Source organism: Enteractinococcus helveticum (assembly GCF_001657475.1).
GTDB classification, from domain to species: Bacteria; Actinomycetota; Actinomycetes; order Actinomycetales; family Micrococcaceae; genus Yaniella; species Yaniella helvetica.
Genome location: NZ_LXEY01000011.1, coordinates 86,309 through 110,505, shown reverse-complemented (window position 1 = coordinate 110,505; position 24,197 = coordinate 86,309). Strand labels below are relative to the sequence as shown.

18 protein-coding genes and 1 tRNA gene are annotated in these 24,197 nt (G+C 58.2%); 14 read left to right on the top strand and 5 right to left on the bottom strand.

What is annotated here, in order from left to right; translation table 11 throughout:
• Window positions 1–85 precede the first annotated feature (85 nt).
• The 5 genes from A6F49_RS03590 (at window position 86) to A6F49_RS03570 (ending at window position 5,337) form a co-directional block, all read left to right on the top strand.
• Entirely contained in the window at window positions 86–1,426 is a 1,341-nt protein-coding gene (locus tag A6F49_RS03590) for a hemolysin family protein (RefSeq protein WP_043057027.1), read from the top strand.
• Window positions 1,423–2,517, top strand: a complete 1,095-nt coding sequence (locus A6F49_RS03585) for a hemolysin family protein (RefSeq protein ID WP_043057026.1) — start codon at window positions 1,423–1,425, stop codon at window positions 2,515–2,517. The genes A6F49_RS03590 and A6F49_RS03585 overlap by 4 nt, the downstream gene beginning before the upstream one ends.
• Before the next feature lie 111 nt (window positions 2,518–2,628).
• Complete coding sequence (locus A6F49_RS03580) at window positions 2,629–3,609, top strand: metal ABC transporter substrate-binding protein (RefSeq protein WP_043057025.1); 981 nt, start codon at window positions 2,629–2,631, stop codon at window positions 3,607–3,609.
• Between the two features lie 31 nt (window positions 3,610–3,640).
• Entirely contained in the window at window positions 3,641–4,513 is an 873-nt protein-coding gene (locus A6F49_RS03575; RefSeq protein WP_235604848.1) for a metal ABC transporter permease, read from the top strand.
• Window positions 4,510–5,337, top strand: coding sequence for a metal ABC transporter ATP-binding protein (locus A6F49_RS03570; RefSeq protein ID WP_052504699.1), 828 nt, complete (start codon window positions 4,510–4,512; stop codon window positions 5,335–5,337). The genes A6F49_RS03575 and A6F49_RS03570 overlap by 4 nt, the downstream gene beginning before the upstream one ends.
• Before the next feature lie 27 nt (window positions 5,338–5,364).
• On the opposite strand, the gene A6F49_RS03565 is transcribed toward A6F49_RS03570, so the two are convergent.
• Entirely contained in the window at window positions 5,365–5,784 is a 420-nt protein-coding gene (locus A6F49_RS03565; protein ID WP_043057024.1) for a Fur family transcriptional regulator, read from the bottom strand.
• A 214-nt stretch (window positions 5,785–5,998) separates the two neighbouring features.
• Here A6F49_RS03565 and A6F49_RS03560 point away from each other — a divergent pair, with 214 nt between their 5' ends.
• Together A6F49_RS03560 and A6F49_RS03555 are read left to right on the top strand one after the other, a co-directional pair.
• Window positions 5,999–6,988 carry a sulfurtransferase gene (locus tag A6F49_RS03560; RefSeq protein WP_235604847.1) on the top strand — a complete coding sequence of 330 codons (990 nt, stop codon included), beginning with the start codon at window positions 5,999–6,001 and terminating at the stop codon, window positions 6,986–6,988.
• A gap of 81 nt (window positions 6,989–7,069) precedes the next feature.
• Window positions 7,070–7,498: an HIT family protein gene (locus A6F49_RS03555; RefSeq protein WP_043057023.1), complete on the top strand. Its 429-nt coding sequence runs from the start codon at window positions 7,070–7,072 to the stop codon at window positions 7,496–7,498.
• Here the strand turns inward: A6F49_RS03555 and hrpA are convergent.
• The 4 genes from hrpA to A6F49_RS03535 form a co-directional block, all read right to left on the bottom strand.
• Window positions 7,495–11,559, bottom strand: a complete 4,065-nt coding sequence (hrpA, locus tag A6F49_RS03550) for an ATP-dependent RNA helicase HrpA (RefSeq protein WP_043057022.1) — start codon at window positions 11,557–11,559, stop codon at window positions 7,495–7,497. The genes A6F49_RS03555 and hrpA overlap by 4 nt on opposite strands.
• 112 nt (window positions 11,560–11,671) lie before the next feature.
• On the bottom strand, window positions 11,672–13,057 hold the full coding sequence (locus A6F49_RS03545; protein WP_043057021.1) for an NAD-dependent succinate-semialdehyde dehydrogenase: 1,386 nt from the start codon (window positions 13,055–13,057) through the stop codon (window positions 11,672–11,674).
• A 195-nt stretch (window positions 13,058–13,252) separates the two neighbouring features.
• Window positions 13,253–13,702 carry a helix-turn-helix domain-containing protein gene (locus A6F49_RS03540; RefSeq protein WP_043057020.1) on the bottom strand — a complete coding sequence of 150 codons (450 nt, stop codon included), beginning with the start codon at window positions 13,700–13,702 and terminating at the stop codon, window positions 13,253–13,255.
• Window positions 13,703–14,010: 308 nt separating this feature from the next.
• Window positions 14,011–14,083: transfer RNA gene (locus A6F49_RS03535), tRNA-Arg, on the bottom strand.
• Window positions 14,084–14,240: 157 nt separating this feature from the next.
• Here A6F49_RS03535 and argS point away from each other — a divergent pair.
• From argS to prmC, 7 genes are all read left to right on the top strand, one after another.
• The gene (argS, locus tag A6F49_RS03530) at window positions 14,241–15,911 is read left to right on the top strand and encodes an arginine--tRNA ligase (protein WP_043057019.1); all 1,671 of its coding nucleotides are present in this window, start codon (window positions 14,241–14,243) and stop codon (window positions 15,909–15,911) included.
• The gene (gene lysA / locus A6F49_RS03525) at window positions 15,911–17,323 is read left to right on the top strand and encodes a diaminopimelate decarboxylase (protein ID WP_043057018.1); all 1,413 of its coding nucleotides are present in this window, start codon (window positions 15,911–15,913) and stop codon (window positions 17,321–17,323) included. Before argS ends, lysA begins: the two co-directional genes overlap by 1 nt.
• 71 nt (window positions 17,324–17,394) lie before the next feature.
• Window positions 17,395–18,711: a homoserine dehydrogenase gene (locus tag A6F49_RS03520; protein WP_043057017.1), complete on the top strand. Its 1,317-nt coding sequence runs from the start codon at window positions 17,395–17,397 to the stop codon at window positions 18,709–18,711.
• Entirely contained in the window at window positions 18,708–19,688 is a 981-nt protein-coding gene (gene thrB / locus A6F49_RS03515) for a homoserine kinase (RefSeq protein ID WP_043057016.1), read from the top strand. The genes A6F49_RS03520 and thrB overlap by 4 nt, the downstream gene beginning before the upstream one ends.
• 272 nt (window positions 19,689–19,960) lie before the next feature.
• Window positions 19,961–22,081, top strand: a complete 2,121-nt coding sequence (rho, locus tag A6F49_RS03510) for a transcription termination factor Rho (protein WP_407643827.1) — start codon at window positions 19,961–19,963, stop codon at window positions 22,079–22,081.
• An 88-nt stretch (window positions 22,082–22,169) separates the two neighbouring features.
• Entirely contained in the window at window positions 22,170–23,261 is a 1,092-nt protein-coding gene (gene prfA / locus A6F49_RS03505; RefSeq protein WP_407643826.1) for a peptide chain release factor 1, read from the top strand.
• Window positions 23,258–24,193, top strand: coding sequence for a peptide chain release factor N(5)-glutamine methyltransferase (gene prmC / locus A6F49_RS03500; RefSeq protein WP_043057015.1), 936 nt, complete (start codon window positions 23,258–23,260; stop codon window positions 24,191–24,193). The genes prfA and prmC overlap by 4 nt, the downstream gene beginning before the upstream one ends.
• The last annotated feature ends 4 nt before the right edge of the window (window positions 24,194–24,197 follow it).

Here is a 24,197-nt window from a genome sequence, read left to right as displayed (position 1 = left end):
ACGCTCCGGCGAACGAAATGGAGCCTCCGAGTTGGCCGCTGAGTCAACAAAATAGCACAGGCCGGGGCGGTGATCTCCGGTGCTAGTGGAATGGTTACTGTTCGGCGTCAGCATGCTGCTGATTCTGGGCAATGGCTTTTTCGTCGCGGTGGAATTCTCGCTGATATCCCTGGATGTACCAACGGTCCAACGGATGGTCGACGACGGCGACAAGGGCGCCGAACCGGTGCTCAAAGCATTGAAGTCGTTGTCGACACAGCTGTCATCGTGCCAATTAGGCATCACCTTGACCGCGCTGTTGACGGGCTTTTTCTTAGAGCCTTCACTGGGCGTACTCTTTCAGGTCCCGCTAGAAGCCATCTTGGGCGACAACCAAGCACTGAATTACTCGGTGTCGCTGACCCTGGCCATGATCATTGGTACGGGTTTGTCGATGCTGATCGGTGAGCTGGTGCCAAAGAATCTTTCATTGGCTCAAGCCATGCCTGTTGCGCGACTGCTGGCCCGCCCCCAACTAATCTTTACCGCGATCTTCCGCCCGATTATTGCAGGATTGAATAACTTCTCCAACTGGGTCTTGAGCCTGTTTGGAATGGCGACGCAAGAAGAGCTGTCTGGTGCGCGAACCCCTGAAGAGCTCTCGTCGTTGGTGCGCCGTTCGGCTGAGATGGGGACCTTGGATGTCAAAACGGCCGCCTTCGTGGATCGAACCTTGAAATTTAGTGAGCGCACCGCAGCCGATGTGATGACCCCGCGCATGGACATGGAGACCGTCGAGGCTGATCAAAGTCTTGACGACGTATTGGCGGTTGCCCGCTCCACCGGGTACTCGCGCTTTCCGGTGACCGAGGGCCACGCCGATGAAATTCGCGGTGTGCTGCACATCAAAAAGGCCATTGCTGTACCGCGTACAAAACGTAGCCAACTGTCTGCTGCAACAATTACCAGCGAGATCACTCGAGTCCCCGAATCGGTCAATTTGGATACCCTCATCACCGATCTACGTGAGGCCCCATTCCAGATGGCGGTCGTCGTCGATGAATATGGTGGTACCGCAGGCGTTGTCACCCTGGAAGACCTCGTAGAAGAAATCGTAGGTGAAGTTGCCGACGAACATGACCGGCTGAGCCCCGGGGTATTACAAAGTGCCGACGGTGGCTGGTTTTTCCCAGCCAGGCTACGCCCCGATGAAGTCATGACCTATATTCCAGGGCTGATCATCGAAGAAGATGAAGCCTATGAGACCGTTGGCGGATTCATCATGGCCGAACTTGGCCGAGTCGCTGACGTCGGCGACACCGTCGATCTGGATAACGGCGTCTTGGAAGTTCGTCGCATTGATGGCCACCGGATCGAACGTGTGAAATACATGCCTGAAGACTCCGATCTTGACCAGCCAATGTCTACTGCGAAGGAGGACGCATGAGCGAGCACATTCCTGGCCTACTATGGCTGATCGTTTTGCTAGCTGGCAACGCGTTCTTCGTCGCCGGTGAGTTCGCGGTTATGGGCGCACGCCGAGCACAGATTGAACCCCGGGTTGAAGACGGCTCCAAGCTTGCCAAATACGCCCTGTTTGCTATGGAACACGTCACCGATATTCTGGCCATCTGTCAGCTGGGCATCACGGTGTGTTCGCTGTTAATCTTGAACGTATCTGAGCCCGCGATCGCCTATATTTTCGCCGTCCCACTGGAAGCGCTGGGCATCGACCCAGCATTTGCCGGCACGATTGCCTTCATCCTGGCGCTGGTCATCGTGACGTTCTTGCACGTCACCTTTGGCGAAATGGTGCCAAAAAACGCTGCGGTCAGTATCGCCGATCGGGCAGTGCTTGTTCTGGCGCCTCCGTTGGTATTCCTGGAAAAGGTCTTTCGCCCGGTCATCCGCATTCTCAATTGGTCAGCCAACATTATTCTGCGCCTGTTCCGGGTTGAACCCAAGCAAGAGGTGACCTCCACCTATACCTTAGAAGAGGTCCAATCCATTGTTGAGGAATCACAACGTACCGGTCTGGTTGATGACCAAACCGGGCTGCTGTCTGGGGCACTGGGTTTCTCAGATGTGCCAGCAGGCGAAGTGATGGTCCCGATTGATCAGATCGTCTCGATCGACTCAACGGCCACTCCAGAGGACTTTGACCAAGCCGTTCGCAAAACCGGGTTGTCGCGACTCGTCGTCGAAGACTCATCCGATAACACCCTGATTGGGTACCTGCACATCAAAGACCTGATGTCGATTCCGAGTGAACGCTATACCGCCCCGATCCCGGTCAACCGTATACGTTCGATGGTCAACGTTACGGTGGATAAACATATCGACGACACCTTGACGGTCATGCAGCGCATTGGCGTGCACATGGCTCGGGTGCAGGACGCCAACGGTATAACTGTAGGAATCCTGTTCTTAGAAGACGTCATCGAAGTGTTGGTCGGCGAGATCCGCGATATCACCCAGTCGCAACGAGTCAATATTCGTCAGCAAATGGGCAGGGCCGGGGGAGAGCCGGCCCTATAAGTGCCAAGCCTGGCACGATTATTGCTAATGCGAATTGTTTGCATTAGTGTTTGGTGGTGGACGTCGGAGACTCGACGTTGCCTCATTCCCTCTTTTCTCAAAGGATTCTTGATGCATACACACCCCAAGCGCACGCTGACGGTCGCGACAATGCTGTCGGTGTTCGGATTGGCGCTGTCGGCCTGTAGCTCCGGGACCGGCGATGACGACGCCGCTGCCAAAGCCACTGGCACAGTTGTCGCCACCACTACCCAGGTGGGATCGGTTGCTGGCCAGGTGACCGAGTGCGCCGGCGGCGAGACTCAAGTGTTGATGGGCCCTGGCGATGATCCGCACCAGTTTGAAGCCTCCAGTGCCCAAATAGCCGACATGATCTCTGCTGACCTGGTGGTGACCAACGGTCTGGGCTTGGAATCGTCAATGCAACGCTCGATTGATAACGCTGTGACCGACGGCGCCGAGGTTTTTGAACTCGCCCCGCAGCTGGAGCCTCTGTCACTGGAAGAACACCACCACGATCACGAAGCAGAGCACGGTGCAGAAGACAGTGCAGATGATCATGACCACGGCGCGCACGATCCACACATTTGGATGGATGTGTCCCGAATGGCTGATGGCGCTGAATTGATCGGGGCCAAGCTTGCCGAGGTGACCGGCGATGACACCTATACCTCATGCGGTACCGAAGTTGCCGAAGAGCTGCGCGACGTCGATGCACAAATGGAAGCAACCCTTGCCGATGTCGAATCCGCACGACTGGTTACCGATCACGCAGCCTATGGCTACTTTGCTGACCGCTACGGCGTCCAAATTGAAGGTGTAGTCATTCCAGGCGGTTCTACCGATGGGGAGCCCTCGTCTCAAGATCTGGCTCAGCTGACCCAGTTGCTCAATGACCAAGGTGCCGATGCGCTGGTGACCTCGAAGTCCAATACCAATCGGATGATTCAGGCGCTGTCAGAGGAAACCGGTGGCACCATCCCGGTGGTTGAACTCTATGAATCCGCGGTCGGAGAACCAGGTTCCGAGGCCGAAACCTATCAACAAGCAATGCTGTATAACGCCAAAGCCCTGGCCGAGGCTCTAAACTAACCATGCAAACCTACAGGAAGGACGCCAAGTAGTGGAGTTACTGAACTGGGTGGTCGAACCATTCCAGGCTGGTTTTCAAATCCGAGCACTGCTCGGGGGACTCTTGGCTGCCTTGATGTCGAGTTTCGTGGGCGTGTGGCTGGTGCTGCGCGGGATGAGCTTTTTTGGCGATGCCTTTGTCCACGGTGTGGTCCCCGGCATTGCCGCCGCGGTGCTGTTCGGGTTCTCGCCCTATCTTGGGGCCGCGCTGGCAGCGATCGTTATGGTGAGTCTGATGGAGCTGGTCTACCGGACCACCAGCCTAAAAGAAGACACTGCCATTGGCTTGTTGTTTGTGGGCATGATGGCCCTGGGCGTCGTCGTCATTTCCCGTGCCGATAGCTTCCAAGGTTCGTTGACCGCCATCTTATTCGGTGACGCGCTGGGCGTCAGCTGGGCTGATATCCAAATGCAACTGCTATTTGTGATCGGCGTTGGGGTGGTCTCGCTACTGTTATACCGGCCGCTGATGGCGCTGTCGTTTTCTCCGGATAAAGCCGAGGCGCTGGGAATGCGCCCACAGCTGACGCACTGGTTGTTATTGATGATGATCGCTGCGGCAGTCATTGGATCCTTCCAGGCCGTTGGGACATTATTGGTGCTCGGGCTACTGATTGGCCCGGCCGCCACGGCCGCATTAATTACCCGCACCGTGCCCAGAATGATTTTGGCGTCGCTGATCATTGGCGTGGTGTCTGTTACTGTTGGATTGATATTCAGTTACCATCTGGGAACTGCCGCGGGCGCCTCCATGGCCCTGGTCGCGATCGTGGGATTCTTCCTAGTGTTGCTGATCCGAGAACTCACCGGTGCAATTCACCGACGTCGCCGAAGCGCGACTTTCGCTAAGCAAGGAGCCTCATGACTCTCGTAGCAGGCCACGACATTGTGTTATATCGTGGCTCCCATCGAGCCGTTTCGGCATCCAGTTTCACCATCCCGCAGGGCAAAATTACCGCCGTCATCGGGCCGAACGGCTCGGGCAAGACCACCCTGCTGCAGGCCATTGCCGGGATCTTGTCGCCTAGTGCCGGGGAAATCCGCGTCATGGGTAAGCCGGTGAAAGAGGTCAAGCAAGACATTTCGTTTGTCATGCAGTCGGTTGTGTTCCCCACGGGCACGCCCATTACCGTTAAAGACGTCGTGTCAATGGGCCGCTACGCCCAGCGCGGCTGGTTTGGCATGTTCCGCTCGCATGACCGCTCGGCCATCAATTACGCGATGAATGTTATGAACATTACGGATCTCAAACATCGCCACCTGGAAGAACTCTCCGGTGGACAACGCCAACGCGTCTATGTGGCCCAGGGCATTGCTCAAGGTCATGAGATTCTGGTGTTGGATGAGCCGATGACGGGCCTGGATTTGACCTCAATGCGCATCATCGACGACGTCATTCACGCCGAGGTAGAAGAACACGGCCACTCGGTTATTTTGACCACTCACGATCTGGATGAAGCCGCCGCCGCAGATCACGTGATTCTGATGGACGGCAAAGTCATCGCCGCCGGAGCACCGGCAGATGTCCTGACTCGCGAAAACTTAGAAACAGCTTACGGACTGGGCAGCCTGCACGAGCCGGCCGACGTCAATGGCACCACCGTGGTGGAACTACCCGAATGCACTGCCGAGGGCGATGCGCACGAGGTCGAAGAACACACCGCCGGTTACGGTCACCGCAGCATCTAGCATCTAGCATCTAGCCACCGCTGGTGATTAAGTGGCAGCTTGTGCACATTGCGGGCACAGCCCGTAAATTTCGAGCGTGTGATTAATGTCGGTGTAGCCGAAATCTTCACCCACGTGATCGGCCCATTGCTCAATTTTCGGAGCCTCAATCTCTTGGGTTGCCCGACAGTTGCGACACACGAGGTGATGGTGATGTCCGGTCGAGGCACATTTGCGAAACAGGGTTTGGCCGTCGTCCAATGCGAGAATGTCGACGACGCCGTCTTCCACCTGGGATTGCAACACTCGATACACGGTCGCTAACGAAACTGTCCTGCCCGATTCGGCCACTGACTGGTGGACCTGTTGGGCCGACAAGAAGTCTGGGCTGTGATCTAAGATCGTATCGATGGCCTGTTTCTGCCACGTATTGCGGGTGCGGGGCCGAGGCGATGAAGCTGACGACATGCTGGTGGGTTCCCCTTCTGACGTGATGAACTCGGCCTACAGTGTAGCAAGGAAGCTCGGGTTGCCCTAGAGTTCGGTGATTAAATGCGCTAACCGTGCAATCCAGCTCTGCCCGGGCTATTGTGGAGGATGTGAAAATTCCGCAGCGAACTGGCACACTCCGTGTCACACAAAACGATGGACCGTTCCGTGCCAACTGTGTTGGAGGCGCCCAGTGACAAACCACCCCGTATTGGTCAGCGTTGATGTGCTGGCCGCCTGGATGGGCCTGGATCGCACCGGCTACAGTCTGCCTGATGAACACACCTTAGAAGTGCGCACCCGGCTCCTGGCCGATCAGCTGCCCACCCAACCCGAAGGTTTTGTTGCCCCCACGCCCGTGCCGGAACTGGGCAGACTGGTGATCTGGGATGTTCGCTGGTCAGCTACGGATCCAACGCAAAACCATGAGGCCTACCGTCAGGGCCATATTGCCGGGGCCGTCTATGTGTCGATGACCAGCCACCTTGCCGGACACGGTGCCCCTGCCGCCGGTCGGCACCCACTACCGGATCCTGCGAAATTTACCGATGCGGTGCGCATGCTGGGACTCAACGATGGCGATACCGTGGTCATCTACGACGCGGTGGCTTCCTCGGCTGCCGCTCGCGCCTGGTGGCTCCTACGATATGCGGGCAAAAAAGAAGTCTATGTGCTTGATGGCGGCCTGGACGCCTGGCGCAATGCTGATCTGCCGTTGCACGCCGGAGAAGTCCTGCCGCGCATTGGTTCGGCCTATCTGTCCTGGGGCAAGATGCCGGTGGTTGATACTGAGCAGGTCCCCGAATTCGTCCAGAATCATGGGATCCTGCTGGATGCCCGCGCCTTTGAGCGCTACACGGGGCAAGAAGAGCCGCTCGACCCGGTGGCCGGTCATATTCCCTCGGCGGTCTCCGCCCCCGGAGCAGACCTGACCGATGCCTCGGGTCGTTTCCTGCCGGCAGCACAGTTACGCGAATATTTTGCCCGCCACGGGGTCCAACCCGAATCCGCCGTCACCGCCTATTGCGGTTCCGGGGTCACCGCCTCCAAAACCGTGCTGGGACTAGCCCTTGCTGGGTTTGAAGGGGCCCTGTATCCGGGCTCCTGGTCGGCATGGTCCTCATCCCGCGATCATCCGGTCGCCACCGGGGAAGCCCCCGGAGACATGCCAACCGACCTCTAGCGCCTCAACCCTGAGCTTTTGCCACCGGGGTTACTAGACTGGTGGCGGAATATACCGTTGTCTTTGTATACAGGAGAGCTCATGGCTACAATTTTCACCAAAATTATTGACGGCGACATCCCCGGTCGCTTCATTTGGCAAGACGAAAAATGCGTGGCGTTCTTAGACATCAACCCGTTGTCCTACGGGCACACCCTGGTGGTCCCACGCCAAGAAGTCGATATGTGGACCGGCGTGGATGAAGACCTCAACGCCCACCTCTACACGGTCGCCTCGCGGATTGGGGCTGCGCAGGTAGCCGGACTGGGAGCCGCTCGAGCTGGGATGATGATCGCCGGTTATGAGGTCCCACACCTGCACTTGCACGTCTTCCCGACCCAATCCCTGGCAGATTTTGATCTGCGCAGGGTCATGCGCGAACCGGACCAGCAGAAAATGGACGAGGCCGCAACCGACTTGCGTGCCGCACTGCGCGACGCAGGCCACGGCGAATTCGTCCCAGCAGACTAATGCAATGCTGCTGCGGCGGCTTTGATGGCCTGCCGCAAACGCTTTTCACTCACACTGGCCGCGGTGCCCAGTTCCTGGGCAAAGAGCGACACCCGTAATTCTTGGAGCAACCAAAAGATCTCTTGTATTGCGGCCGGTGTGGGCACGCCTGCGGGGGCCTGGGTTTTTAGGTCCTCGTAGGCGTGTTCTAACTCGTGAACTGCCTGTGTATTCAATCCATCGCGTTGCAGCGCGCCGCCAGCATCCAGCTTGTCCATGCGCAGGTTCATCGCCTGCAGATAGCGGGGCAGGTGTCGCAAGTGCGTCCACCCGGTGGTTGACACAAATTTGGGTCCGATCAACTGGTCATGTTGGGCACGCAAATCGGCTGCCGCAGCCGCCAGGGCAAGGGAACGGATCTTGCGAATCCGGCGATCAACCTCTCGTGAGAGGTTCAAGATTTCAGCGACCACGGTCGTGACGTTGAAGGTCGTGTCGATGAGTTCTTCGTGCACCTGTTGCTTCAGTACCTGGTAGGCCGCTGCAGTCATCGGCAACGCATCAGGTACCAGGGCATCAATGGCGGTTCGCGTACAGTCAGTCACCAGCGCGGCACTGTCCTTATAGGGCGAATGTGCAAACGCAAGCTTTTCGGTCGCCGAGAGGTGATCCAGAATATAGCGTTGTGGATTGGGCAACTCGGCCTGTAAGAGCGCGATGACGCCGCCGCGGTGCACGGCACGTTGCTCGCCCTCGGTGCGCAGGATCACCAGCGCTGCCGACGGCGAGGCCTGATCCTCGGACTGCAGCCCCGGATAGCCGGTGACCTGCTGGTGTGCCGTTCCCGTCCAAATTGAGGTTTCGACCGTCTCAGGAAGATCCCCGAAACTCCATGTCGTCAGCCCGGTCTGTGGTTCCAACGACGGCGTTGGAGGCGTTGGCGCACTGTGGCGTTGCTGCGGCCGCTTGGGCTGCGGCTTGGCGCCGGGTTGCCCGGATTTGGGCAGCCTCACTCCGCGTTCTTTAGCCGCCTCGGTCAGCGATGCCGCCAGCGCAGTCTGGTTCTGTCCGGCCAAATCACGTTGCAGGGCCTGCAGATCATCTCCGGTGCCCACAATGGCCCCGCGATCATCCACGACCTGATAGTTGAACCGCAAATGCGGTGGAAGCTTTTCCGGCGCCCAATCATCGGAGCCCACTGGCTGATGCTTGGTCTGACGTAAAAAGGTCCCCAACTCGGTATAGAACTGATCGGCTGCCGGGTCGGCTGTGGCCTCCAGGTGCTCAGCGGCAGCCTGGGCAGTATCAGGAGCCGGTACCAGCTGTTTGCGGATCGGCTTGGGCAGCCCTCGAATCAGCGCGGTGATCAGCTCGGTGCGCAACCCTGGAATCAGCCAGTCGAAGCGCTGCTGATCCATGTAGTGCAACAGCGCCAGCGGAATAGTAACCGTCACACCATCTGTTTGTGGCCCTGGCGGCTGACCGTTGCCCGAGGCATCCGCACCAATGGCGATGACTGGTTTGAACTCATAGTGCAGCGGCAATTCCACATCACCAGTAGGTGTGGGATGCACAAACACGTCGGGGAACTGGTCAATGTCAAGATCCGTTGCCTCAGCAGCCATCAACTTGGCTGGATCAAAGTCCAACAGCTCGGGATCCTCGTGGCGCTGCTTGCGCCACCACGCATCGAAATGCCGCTGAGAGACCGCATGTTCGGGTATGCGGGCATCATAAAACTCATACAGCGCGTCCTCGGAAACCATCAGGTCACGACGCCGCAGTCGGGTTTCCAGCTCCTCAACCTCGGCCAAACGTTGCAGGTTGCGCTTGAAAAAGTGATGCCGGGTATTCCACTCGCCGTCAATCAGCGCGTGCCGGATCAACAGGTCTCGGGCGGCTGCACGATCCACGTTGTAGTAGCGCACCGGCCGATCGGTCACAATGGTGACGCCGTACACCGTGACCCGTTGCCGAGCCATCGCCGTACCATTGCGGCGAGACCAATACGGGTCCGACGTATTGACCTTGGCAATCGATCCGGCGGCTTCTTCAATCCACTCGGGTTCGACCGCGGCCACCTGGCGAGCCCACAACCGAGAGGTCTCCACCAGCTCGGCTGCCATCACGAAATCATGGCGTTGTTTGAAGAGCCCGGATCCCGGGAAAATGGCAAAGCGTGAACCACGAGCGCCCTGGTACTGTTTGCGACGCTCATCCCACGACCCAATATGCGACAATAACCCGGTCAACAGCGCCTGATGTACGCCGTCGTGATGGGCCACTGCATCAACGGTTTTGGAACCGGTCTTGATGCCTACCTCCCGGGCGATCTGGCGTAATTGGCGCACCAGGTCCTGCCATTCGCGCACCCGCAGGTAGTTGATAAATTCTCGGCGACACAGTTTTCGAAACTGGTTGCCCGACAACTCGCGCTGTTGTTCATGCAGATAATTCCACAGGTTCAGCAGGGCAGAAAAATCCGATTTCTCATCGGTGAATCGCTTATGCAGTGCATCTGCGGCGGCCCGGTGCTCTTCGGGCCGCTCGCGTGGGTCCTGAATCGTCAACCCGGCCGCAAGAACCAATACCTCGGGGACGACGTCGTAGGTTTCCGCAGCCAGAATCATGCGGCCCAGCCGAGGGGCCACTGGCAGCCGGGCCAGGCGTCGACCCAGGGGAGTGATCGTGCCGGCTGTAAACGTGCGGGTCACCCAGCGGCCGCCGCGGCCGCGCACTGTGACCGGGTTACCGGTATTCAATGCGCCCAGTTCGGTCAAAAGCGTGACGCCGTCGGTAATTTGTTTATGTTCAGGAGCCTGTAAAAACGGGAAAGCGTCGAGTTCTTCGGCGGTGTCGATGATGTTGATCGAGGCCATGTGCAAAATGACGGAGGCCAACGAGGTGCGCAGGATTTCCGGGTCGGTGAACTCGGGGCGGGCGGTGAAGTCCTCTTCGGAATATAACCGGATGGCAATACCCGGGCTGGTGCGCCCGGCTCGACCGGAGCGCTGCTGTGCCGAGGCCTGCGAAATTCGTTCGATGGGCAGACGCTGAACCTTGGTGCGCTGCGAATACCGAGAAATGCGGGCGGTGCCGGTGTCGATAACATATTTGATGCCGGGCACCGTCAACGAGGTTTCGGCAACGTTGGTGGCCAATACGATACGCGGGTTGTTGCCCGGGCGAAATACGCGTTGTTGATCTTGCAGTGACAGCCGACCAAATAGCGGCAGAATCTCGGCGTTGGTGAGCCGCGGGTTGCGAGCGACCCGCGGGCCTAAGATTTCGGCGGCGTCGCGGATTTCGCGCTCTCCTGGAAAGAAGATCAGGATGTCGCCGGGTGCTTCGTGGCTGAGTTCATCGACGGCGTCGGCAATCGCATCCAGCGGATCGCGGGCGTCTTCTAAATCATCGGCGTCATCATCGGGATCATCCGGCAGGGCTTGCTGGGTCAGGGGCCGGTAGCGGATTTCCACCGGATAGGTGCGACCCGAGACTTCCACGATGGGGGCGGGGTTGCCGTTGGCATCTGCAAAATGTTCGGCAAAGGACTCAGGATCGATTGTGGCCGAGGTAATGATGACCTTTAGATCAGCGCGTTTGGCCAGCAGTCGTTTGAGATAGCCCAGCAGAAAGTCGATATTTAGGCTGCGTTCGTGGGCCTCGTCGATGATGATAACCGAATACTTCGACAAGGTGGGATCGTGTTGAATTTCAGCCAGCAGGATGCCATCGGTCATGACCTTCAGCCGGGTGTCGTCTGAAACTTCGGAGGTGAAACGCACCTGGTAGCCCACGGTTGCGCCAATGTCTTGGCCGAGCTCTTCAGCGACACGTTCAGCAACCGATCGGGCGGCAATCCGGCGGGGTTGGGTATGTCCGATCATTCCGGTCTGGCCAAGTCCCAGTGCCAAACACATTTTGGGTAACTGGGTGGTCTTACCGGAACCGGTCTCGCCCGCAACGATGACGACCTGATGTTCGGCCAGTTGGGCCATGATGTGTTCGCGGTGCTGGGAGACCGGTAGGTCTTCGGGGAACGTAATGGCAGGCAACTGAGACGCTGAAGTATGGGACATGATGTTCAGAATTCTACGGTAGTCCGCGTCAGCTCGCGCAGTACGGACGCGCAGGGCCAAAAGACGGTGCTCTCGGGTGACCTCAACGAGTCATCCGAGAGCACCGGAGTATTTAGCGCGGGGTGTTGACGGTGATGAGTTGTTTATTGACGAACTCATCCATGCCCAACGGGCCAAGCTCGCGTCCGAACCCGGAGCGTTTTACCCCACCGAAGGGCAGGTCTTCACCGCCGACATTGAATGCGTTGATGTGCACCATCCCGACTTCCAGACGATCTGCCACCGCTTGGGCACGTGCCTCATCTGCGGAGAATACTGCGCCACCCAGACCGTAGGATGACGAGTTGGCCAGTTCGATGGCTTCACCTTCGGTGTGGACTCGGTAGATCATCACCACCGGTCCAAAGAGTTCTTCCGAGTAGGCGCGGGCCGTTTCAGGCACATCGGTCAGGACGGTGGGTGCCACATAATAACCAGGCAGATCAGGGCGTTGACCACCGACGTGCACGGTCGCTCCGGCCTTGCGGGCATCTTCAATTTGTTCCATCAAACCGATGGCCGCTGCCTCTGATGACAGGGGAGCGTATTCACTGCGATTCGCATCGGATGGATTGCCCGGGGTGAGCTCGGAGGCCAGTTTGGTCAGCTCAGCTACGAACTCGTCATAGATGTCATCCATCACAATAATGCGCTTATTCGAAGTACAGGTCTGGCCGCTGTTGCTCAACCGAGAGAATAATGCGCGGCGGGCCGAAGTCGCCACATCGGCAGAATCCAAGACAATGTAGGGATCCGAACCACCCAGTTCAAGGACGGCCTTTTTCAAATGGCGGCCAGCTTGTTCAGCAACGGCTGACCCTGCGCGCTCGGAACCGGTCAGCGAGACACCCTGGATCCGAGGATCCGCGATGATTGTGGAAACCTGATCATGGGTGGCAAACACATTGATATAGGCACCCTCAATCACGCCCGCTTCACGCATGAGCTCTTGGATCTTCAAGGCCGTGCCAGCACAGATTTCGGCGTGCTTGAGGATCACGGTATTGCCCAACATCAAATTGGGTGCAGCAAAGCGGATCACCTGATAGTAAGGGAAGTTCCACGGCATAATCCCCAAAATGGTGCCAATAGGACGACGACGTAGGATCGCTGTCTGACCGTCAATGTTCTTGAGCTCCTGGTCAGCGGCCAACCGTTCGCCTTCGGTAGCGTAGTACCGGATAATGCGCGCGCAATACTGGACTTCACCGATGGCCTCACGAGTGTTCTTGCCCATTTCCAGGGTGGCTTGCGCGGCGAGTTCTTCGGCACGCTCCTCGAATAGGTCGGCAAGTTTTACCAGGATTTTGCCGCGTTCCGCCATGGGCATCGCGGACCAGATGCGATACGCGCTCGCAGCAGAGGCCAAGGTCTGTTGGATTTCGTTGTCTGAGACATACGGGAATTCTTCAACCAGTTCCCCGGTGGCTGGGTTTTGTGTCCGATAAGTTGTGGTCATAGCGCATTCCTCTTGATCGCAGCACAGTATGGGTCGACCACCAATCTAAACCAACTGATCGAAGAAATCACGGGCCATTGCGCGACCAGACGATGCACATCTGTTGGCGGATCTATGCGGTAAGGGTATGGGGACGAGGAACAGTCATGAGAGGAAAAACAAAAGCCAGCGAGATCACGCTGGCTTTTATGAGATTTACAGACCCGGAGGAATGTAGTGGTCGAGACCATCCTGACGGAGTCGGTGTTTGAGGTCTTCGACCAACTGGGTGTAGTTGTCCATGATGCGTGCCCGATCTTGCAGCTCAGAGGCCAGATCCATTGATGTCGCCCGGCGCAGTTCCTTACGGGTCATCGTCAAAGCAGTTGGACGACCACCCGGGGTGTACACCATAGAAGCTAGCGCTTCGATGGCGCGTTCCCGGTTTTTCATGGTGGTGCCTTCCATTTCCCAACGGAAAAGTGTCCGTTCGGAAATGCCAATCTTCTGGGCCAGTTCGGTACGTGGAAGATGTGCAGCTTCCCGCCGACGCATGATGTCTAACCCGACTGAAAGTTCGTCGTTGGGGTTGAGCTGTTCCTGCCCCTCCCGAGGGTGGATTTTCCTACGCATGTATCTGCCGTCCAAAAAGTCTGCTTTCTGCATCGGTTGATTTTTCAAGTATGCAGCAACGGTTTATCATGTCACAATATCTCATTGACCCCAAACCTGCTTGTCAACTCGAGAATCAATATCTGAAGGATGTTCTATTCATCACCGGTGATAGTGGGGTGTTTCATGCCGCTGAGTAGGGCAAAGACCATGAGGCGAATCTGTGTTGAGCGCCCGGATGACACCAAGACTCAGATCAAATTACTTGAAAAGTGATTTATGGGACGGACGCTCGGTGCGTCGTCGTAGGACTCGATTAACCACAAAACCCCACAGGACATGAATCATGCCTGTAGGGTTTGTGCCCCCGATAGGAATCGAACCTACGGCCTTCTGCTCCGGAGGCAGACGCTCTATCCACTGAGCTACGGAGGCGGATATCCACAAGGATACTCAAAAAGTTCCGGTGGACCTTGAATACCCTACCGTAAAAATCACGCGCAACGAAATACTTGACTCCAGAACGTCCGGTGACGAGTGTAACTTTGCCTTAAAGGTGCTGACCTAGACGACGAAAGCTAAACTTGGACACGTGAATCCTGAAACTCTCTCTGCTGCTCTTGCCCACATTGTGCGTTCTGCCGTTGATGCCGGGGAAATTAACCTCCCGGTCGATGCGGTGCCAGAAGCACCACGAGTCGAACGCCCTAAGTCGCGTGACCACGGTGATTGGGCGACCAATATTGCGATGCAGCTGGGCAAACGCGCCGGCATGAATCCGCGCCAATTCGCAGAGATTGTCGCCCCAAAGATTCAGGCCCTCGACGGGGTTGCTGCGGTCGATATTGCCGGACCAGGATTTCTCAACATCACTCTCGATGCCGCTGCCGCCGGTGAGCTAGCGCGGACCATTGTGGAGGCCGGCGAGGAATTTGGGCGCAACGATCAGGCCGTTGGCGACGTCGTCAACCTGGAGTTTGTCTCGGCCAACCCCACCGGCCCACTGCACATTGGGCACACCCGGTGGGCTGCGCTTGGGGATGCCATTAGCCGACTGCTGCGCGCTTCCGGTGCCACGGTGACCAATGAGTACTACATCAACGACTACGGTGCCCAGCTGGAAACCTTTGCTGCTTCCGTGTGGGCTCGGATGCACGGCCAGGATGTGCCAGAAGGTGGATACCCCGGAGGATACGTTCACGAAATCGCTGAGGCGATTCTGGCCGAAGACCCCACCATCAAAGATCAGACTTATGACGAAGCGCTGCCGCAGTTGCGCAAGCGTGCCTACGAAATCCAGTTAACGGACATCCGCGCCACGCTGGATGAGTTTGCCGTCCACTTCGACGTGTGGTTCTCGGAATCCAAGCTGCACGAAGATGGCGCCGTTGAAAGTGCGCTGGAGCGTCTCAAGGCCCAGGGACACACCTTTGAACAAGAGGGGGCCTTCTGGTTACGCACCACCGATTTCGGTGACGATAAAGACCGCGTGCTGATCAAAGCCGACGGCAAGCCCACCTATTTCGCCGGCGACGCCGCCTACTACTTATCCAAAAAAGACCGCGGCTTCGAACAGAAGATCTATTTGCTGGGTGCCGACCACCACGGTTACGTCAACAGGCTGCGCGCTTTGGCCGCGTGCGCTGGTGACGACATGGACCAAAACATTGAGGTGCTCATTGGCCAGCTGATTTCGGTTAATGGTGCACGGTTGTCCAAACGCGCCGGCAACATCATTGAACTACGCGATCTGATTGATTGGTTGGGTGTAGATGCGCTGCGCTACTCGCTAGCCCGCTATCCGAACGATTCGCCCATGGAAATCGACCCGGACCTGCTGCGCTCTCAGACCAACGACAACCCGGTGTTCTATGTCCAGTACGCTCACGCTCGGTCGCGTTCGGCAGCTCGGACTGCCGATGCTCAAGGCGTGGTGCGCGAGGTCGAAAAATTCGATGCCGCATCGCTGGATCACCCGACCGAAGAAGAACTGTTGTCCAAACTGGCACAGTTCCCATCGGTGGTTGGTGCGGCAGCAAAAGGTCGGGCACCACACCGTGTAGCCCGCCACCTAGAAGCCATTGCTGCGGCCTATCACGCCTGGTACGCAGCCTGCCGAATCGTTCCGGTACCAGCTCAAGACGGCACCAAACCCGCCCCAGAAACTGTGAACTATTCCCGCCGCTGGCTCAACGATGCCACCACCCAGGTGTTGGCCAATGGTTTGGGCCTGCTGGGCGTTTCAGCACCGGAGAAAATGTAATGCACTCACCGCTAGCGCCAGCCTGGCTGAGCCTGCCAGCCGATACCGCGGCACTCAACGCCAAGATCTTTTCTTCCGGTGTGGCCCGAGATGCCGGTCAAGTCACCATCCAGGGGATCGGTGTGACCGAATTAGTCGAACAGTTTGGCAGCCCGTTGTGGGTCATCGACGAAAACGACTTCCGCGCCCGCGCCCGCGCCTACGTTGACGCCTTCAACGAGGCCTTCGAGCCGCTGTGCGGCGGGGTCGATGTGTTTTATGCCTCGAAAGCCTTACTAACCGTCCAGATCGCCAAGTGGGTCAAAGAAGAAGGCCTACGAATGGACACCGCCTCCGGTGGTGAAATGGCCCTCGCGCTACGTGCCGGTACCGACCCGTCCCATATTGGGCTGCACGGTAATAACAAATCCGACGAGGAACTACACACCGCAATTTCCCATCAGATCGGCCGGATCGTAGTTGATTCACTACCCGAGCTGTACCGCGTTGAGGCCATGGCCGCCCAACTGGGGCAAACGGCCAACGTCATGCTGCGCCTCACGCCGGGCGTCGATGCCTCGACGCACCAGCACATTGCCACCGCACACGAGGATCAGAAATTCGGACTGACCATGACGCCGGCGCCAGGCGCCGAAACCTCGGATGCCTACCAAGCCGTGCATTTTGCCGCTAACGCGGCACACATCAACCTGGTGGGGCTGCACTCACATATCGGTAGCCAAATTTTTGACTCGGCTGGTTTTGAAACCGCTGCGACCCGCATGCTGGAATTCATCGCCGTGTTGGCCGCCGAAGACATTGTCATTGCCGAACTCGACATCGGTGGGGGATACGGCATCGCCTATACCGAAGCCGATGATCCAGTAGAGCCCGCCGTCATTGCCCAAAATTTAGCTGCGCACATGAGCACAGAAATCGACCGGTTGGGCATTACGTGTCCACGGATTTCCATTGAGCCGGGCCGTTCGATCGCAGGCCCCGCCGGGCTGACGATCTACACGGTGGGTACCACCAAGACCGTGTGGGTAGAACACGATGGTGAACACTACCCGCGGCGCTACGTGGCCGTGGACGGCGGAATGTCGGATAACCCGCGTCCGGTGCTCTACGACGCCGACTACACCGCGGTATTGGCCAACCGGGTTTCGGATGCTGATGCGGTGTTCTCCCGCGTCGTCGGCAAACACTGCGAATCCGGTGACATAGTGGTCAATACGGTGTATCTACCAGAAGACACCGACCACGGGGATCTGCTCGTGGTGCCAGCCACTGGAGCGTACGGGCATGTGATGAGCTCGAATTACAACATGCTGCTGCGCCCGGCGATTGTCGCGATCAAAGACGGCCAAGCCCGCGAAATTATTCGGCGCGAAACCTACGATGATCTTTTTGCACGTGAGGTCGATTTGTAAGCCAGCGGATGCAACTGGACTACAATAACCACACGGTGCCATAGCCACATTCATTATCGACTCGGAGGACCATGACCACTGCATCTGATACCCCAGCCCTGAACATTGCATTGTTGGGCGGTGGAACCGTCGGATCACAGGTTGCTCGAATTCTCACCGAGGATGCTGATGCCCTCACACAACGCATCGGCGCCAAACTGCAGCTGACCGGGATTTTTGTTCGCAACCCGCAGGCCACCCGCGACTACCAGCTGCCTGCCGAGTACTACTCCGATGACATCGATGAGGTCATGGCCGATGCCGATATCGTCATCGAACTGATGGGCGGCGTCGACCCGGCGCGTGAGCTGATCCTGAAAGCCATTGGCCAGGGCTCCAACGTCGTCACCGGAAATAAAGCGCTGCTAGCTACCCACGGTAACGAACTGTATGAAGCCGCAGCCCAGGCCGGCGTCCAATTGTCCTTCGAGGCAGCCGTGGCCGGTGCCATTCCGATTCTGCGACCGCTGCGCGACTCGCTGTCGGGCGACCGGGTCACCCGCATTATGGGTATCGTCAACGGGACCACGAACTACATTTTGGACCAGATGGACACCACCGGTGCCTCGTTCAATGATGCGCTGGCCGAAGCCCAACGCTTAGGCTATGCCGAAGCCGATCCGACCGCCGATGTTGGGGGAGACGACGCCGCAGCCAAGGCCGCGATCCTGGCACACCTAGCCTTCCACGCACCATTTACCTTGGATCAGGTCTACACCGAGGGCATCACCCAGATCACTGACCTGGACCACAAGGCTGCTGCTAGCGCCGGCTACATTATCAAGTTGCTGGCCATTGCTGAACAACTCGACGACCCAGCCGGTGTGGTGCTGCGCGTGCACCCAACCCTGCTGCCACGCCAACACCCGCTGGCCGCGGTGCGGGGTGCCTATAACGCGGTATTTGTTGAAGCCGAAAACGCCGGCGAATTGATGTTCTACGGTCCGGGTGCCGGTGGCGCCCCGACCGCATCTGCCGTGATGGGCGATGTCATGTCGATCGCCAAGCGCAAACTGCGCGGTGGTCCAGGCCGTACCCACACCGCACGCCGTGAACTGGATTCCCTGGAGATTGGCGAAACCACGACCCGATACATGATGGTCGTACGTGCCGCTGACGCACCGGGTGTCCTGGCCAAGGTTGCCGGCACCTTTGCCGAGCACAACGTGTCGATCAAATCAATGAACCAGACCCCAGATGAGGCCTCGACCGAGGAGCACAAGACCGCGCTGCTGTCGTTCATTACCCACCGTGCCAAGGAATCCCAGTTGGCCAAGACACTTGAAGCAACCAAAACTCTGGACGTCGTAGACGACGTGTTGTCCGTCATGCGGGTCGAAGGTAAATGATCGTGGCATCACCGGCCACCACACCACCAGCGAACCGGGTCCCCGTTGGCATCGTCGCCAAAATTCAAGTTCCGGCCACTTCGGCGAACCTGGGCCCCGGCTTCGACAGCGCAGGCATTGCGGTAGCCCTGTTCGACGAATTGGAAATCCGCACCACGGAGGCAGGGTTTAGCGCCACCGTTGAGGGCGAAGGACACAACTACCTGCCCACCGATGCGCGGCATCTGATCATCACCCAGATTCGTGCCCGACTGGAGCAACTCGGCTGGCATCTGCCCGGCCTCGAACTGCACGCCATCAACCGGATCCCACACTCCCGTGGCCTGGGGTCTTCGGCAGCCGCACACATCGCCGCCGCCCTGGCCGTCAAAGCCCTGTTGCCCCCGGACTGTGAGATCACCAACGAAGATCTGTTGCAGTGGGCCTCTGAAGCCGAGGGCCACCCGGATAATGTGGCCCCGGCGGTCTACGGTGGGCTGACCTTTTCCTGGAGTGAGCCCGACGACGGCGCCAAGCGCTATCACAGCCTGCAGCTGACCCCGCACACTGCGGTAACCCCTGTGGTGGCCATTCCATCCAAGCCGCTGTCCACGGCGGCCGCACGAACCCTGCTGCCGGCCAGCGTGCCGCACACTGAAGCCGTAGCCAACGCTTCGCGAGCAGCGTTATTGGCCCCTGCCATGACGACGAACCCGGAATTGCTGTTGGCCGCCACCGAAGACTGGTTGCACCAAAAATACCGGCAACCATCGATGCCCGAAACCCTGGCCTACATCGGAGCATTGCGCGACCAAGGCCATGCCGCCGTCGTCTCGGGAGCCGGTCCAACCCTGTGCGTTTTCGCCGCGAATTCGGCCGAGGCCGACGTCGTTGCGGACAAGCTAACCCAGCGCGCAGCGAAATCTGAGCAACACTGGGATGTCAGGATTCTGCCTGTGGCCGCTCAAGGTGCTACCATGGAAGTATTCCGGCCCTAACGAGAACGTTTTTACGGTTTGGAGCTTTTCTAAACCGATCGTATTCGGCCTGGTCTTTACCGCAATTCTGCGGAAAGTTTTTGATAGCCCATCATCCTAGATGTCAGGTTATCCAACACGATAGACACCTTCGTTGACACTGCTGTGCAACATGAGGTGCTCGCTATATTGCAATCACACCAAAACAATCTGACGTAACCACAGTCGCGTCAAGCTTGTTATCAAATCTGCGGGTATCTTAAGCCCGTACCGACGAGGGGGAAGGAACCTTCGTGACTGAACAAGACACAATGCAGGCCCCAACCGAAAATGGGTCTGCTGGCCTGGGTAGCCTCAAACTGACCCAACTTAGAGACTTAGCAACGCAGCTTGGCATTACCGGCACCTCCCGGATGCGCAAAGCTCAGCTGGTAGAAGTCATCACCGACCACCAGCGTGGCGGGAGCAGCACCGAACGTCCAGCTGCCAAAGAAGCCAAGGTTGCTGACGACAAGCCGCAGAAAGCCAAGGCTGCCGAGGATAAGCCGCAAAAGTCTCGCACCACTGAGCGCGCCAAGAAGGCCGCTACCAAACCGGCCGATACCGCTGCAGCTGCCGAACAGACGCAAACCGCCTCTGAGTCCACCAAGGATCAGCAGTCTGAGAAGCAAGCCCAAGAGCAGCTGGACATTCAACACGACGGTGACGCTGAAAAACCAGACGCTGCCTCTGAAGAACCCAAGCAGCGCGAGCAGCAGTCTGGCCGTGGACGCCGCGGTGGCCGAAGCCAGCAATCACGCGACGATAAAGCCGCACGCGATGAGTCGACCACCAAGAATGAGCCGACCACCAAGACCGACGACGCCGCGCAGCAAGAAGACGAAAAATCCGAGGAGCAAGAGTCCTCCGGCCGTGGTCGTGGACAGCGCACTCGCAACCAACAGCGTCGCGATCAGGATCGCCAGCGCCGTGATTCCCGCGACGATCAAGACTCTTCCGATGACCAGGATTCCGATGAATCCGGTGACGATAAGCAGGACGGTTCGCGCCGTCGTCGTGACGATGATCAGCGCAATCAGCGCCGTCAACGTCAACGCGATCGCAACCGTTCACGCGATCGTCGTCGTGATCAGGATCAAGATCACGACTCCGATGATGATCAGCAGCACCACGAGGTTTCCGAAGATGAATCGCTCGTGCCGATCTCGGGCATTCTCGATGTGCTCGACAACTATGCATTCGTGCGCACCTCGGGCTACCTGCCCGGCCCCAACGACGTCTACGTTTCGATGGCCATGGTCAAGCGCTACGGCCTGCGCAAAGGTGACGCAGTGCGCGGCCAGGTACGCGCCCCGGGCGAAGACGACGATGGTAGCAACCAGGGCGGTGGCCGCGGTCGCGGTGGCCGTGGTGGACGCAACCGTCGCAGCGGCGGCGGTGGTGGCGGCGGGAACCGTCAGAAATTCAACGCACTGGTCAAACTCGACTGGGTCAACGGCCAAGAAGCCGTAGAACACCCGAAACGTGTGGAATTCAATAAACTCACCCCGCTGTACCCCAAAGAACGCCTGCGCCTGGAAGACAATAATCCAAAAGACATGGGCCCACGTCTGGTGGACCTCGTCGCCCCGATTGGTAAAGGCCAGCGCGGTCTGATCGTCTCGCCACCAAAAGCCGGTAAGACGATGATGCTGCAGTCGATCGCCAACGCGATCACCACCAACAACCCTGAGGTCAAACTCATGATGGTACTGGTGGATGAGCGTCCCGAAGAAGTCACCGACATGCAGCGCTCGGTGCGCGGTGAAGTCATCGCTTCGACCTTCGACCGCCCGGCTGAAGACCACACCACAGTTGCTGAACTGTCGATCGAACGCGCCAAGCGCATGGTAGAACTCGGTCACGACGTCGTCGTCCTGCTGGACTCGATGACCCGTCTGGGCCGTGCCTACAACCTGACCGCACCAGCATCGGGCCGTATTCTGTCCGGTGGTGTCGACTCGGCAGCACTGTACCCGCCCAAGAAATTCTTTGGTGCAGCCCGCAACATTGAAGGTGGCGGCTCGCTGACCATTCTGGCCACCGCACTGGTTGAAACCGGCTCCCGCATGGACGAAGTGATCTTCGAAGAATTCAAGGGCACCGGCAACATGGAACTGCGCCTGTCCCGCGATCTGTCGGAACGTCGCATCTTCCCAGCCATCGACATCAACGCATCGGGTACCCGACGCGAAGAAAACCTGCTCACCGCAGAAGAAATTCGCATCATGTGGCGCCTGCGCCGCGTACTGTCCGGTCTGGAAACCCAGCAGGCTCTGGAACTGTTGACATCCAAGCTGAAAGAAACCGAAACCAACGCGGAATTTCTGATGCTGGTCTCCAAGACCACCCTGCGTGGTCAGGCAGAATCTTAGCAAGCAGTCTGAAACCATCGCGCGACCAGAGACGGTTGCGCGATGGTTTTTTCATCTGCACTAAGATTTCAACTACGAGGTACCAAATATGATCTTCGATTCCATCAATAACCTGCTAGAAGAACACACCGAGCTCACCGAAAAAATGGGCGACCCGGCGGTCCACGCCGACCAAGCCATGGCACGCAAAGTCGGTCGTCGCTTTGCCGAACTTGAAAAAATCGTCAAAGCCCACAAACGCTGGCAACAACTGGGCCAAGACCTAGAAGACACCAAAGAACTCGCCGAAGAAGACCCGGACTTTGCCGCAGAGATTCCCGGGCTGGAAGCCAGCTACGAAGAAGCCAGCGAACTGCTACACCGGCTGCTGATCCCACGAGATCCCGACGACGCACGCAACGTCATTTTGGAAATCAAAGGTGGCGAAGGTGGCGAGGAAGCAGCCCTATTTGCCTCCGACCTGGCACGGATGTACCTGCGGTATGCCGAGAATAAGGGTTGGAAAACCGAGATCATTTCGGCCACCGAATCCGACCTGGGCGGCTACAAAGACGTCCACATCGGTGTCTCATCGAATACCAACGATCCAGCAGAAGGCGTATTTGCACACCTGAAGTTCGAAGGCGGTGTCCACCGCGTCCAGCGCGTGCCCGTCACCGAATCCCAGGGGCGTATTCACACCTCAGCTGCCGGTGTCCTGGTGTTCCCGGAAGTCGATGAACCTGAAGAAATCGCCATCAACCAAACCGACCTGAAGATCGATGTGTATCGTTCCTCCGGTCCTGGTGGTCAGCACGTCAATACCACCGACTCCGCGGTGCGCATTACCCACCTGCCCACCGGCATTGTGGTGGCAATGCAGAACGAAAAGTCCCAGATCCAGAACCGTGAAGCCGCCATGCGTGTGCTGCGGTCCCGTCTGTTGGCCTGGCAGCAAGAACAACTCGATGCTGAAGCCGCCGAGACCCGTGCCTCCCAGGTTCGCACCATGGACCGGTCCGAACGTATTCGTACCTATAACTTCCCAGAAAACCGCATCGCGGATCACCGCACCGGGTATAAAGCCAATAACTTGGACCGCGTGCTGGAAGGCGATCTGGATCCGGTCATCGATTCGCTGATCGAAATGGACGAAGCCGAACGTCTTGCCGCCCTGGGCGAAAACTCCAAGGCCTCATGACCGACGTCAACGAGATGATCCGCCTGGTTCAAGATCACTTGAGCCAGGCGGGCATCGACTCGCCACAGGCCGAGGCGGCTACCATCGTCTCCCACATTCTGGGCGTTTCCCGCGGCAGGCTCGGAGTACTCCGGGCACTAGGGGAGCAGCTCGATGCCGAGGCTGTAGAACAAATTACCGAGCTTGCCAAAGCTCGCGCCACGCGCACCCCACTGCAATACTTGATCGGCACCTCAGCCTTCTACGGCCTCGAGGTAAAAGTCGCACCCGGTGTCTTTATCCCGCGAGTTGAAACTGAAGTCCTGGTGGAAACCACGCTCCAGCATTTCGCTTCGCACCCTGGCCCATTGAAGATCCTGGACCTGTGTACTGGCACGGGCACCATCGCTGCAGCCCTTGCCGATCAGTTACAGCAACGAAACATCCTTACAGACCTGTGGGCGGTGGATATCTCTGCGCAAGCAGCCGAATTGGCGGGCGAAAATACCGCACAGCACAACGTCACCGTATTGTGCGCCGATGCCACCGACCACCACAGTGTCATCGCAGCAGCACCAGAATTATCACCGCTGCGAGCACAATTTGACGCCGTGGTCTCCAATCCGCCGTATATTCCTACGACGACGCCCGTGACGCAATACGAAGCCGAACAAGACCCCGAACGTGCCCTGTACGGTGGGTCAGCGGATGGCACGGCCATCCCGTTGCGCATTGCCGAACAGGCCGCCGGATGGCTAGCACCGGGCGGGTTTTTCATGATGGAACACGACCACACCCACGCCCAACAACTCGTCGCTGCACTGGCAGCCGACCCCGCGTGGGAACAGGTACAAACCGTCAACGACCTCACCGGTGCTCAGCGATTCGTCACTGCGATTCGCACACCATCGGCGAAACCAACACCGAAATCATCCCCAACCCTGGCACAATAACTAT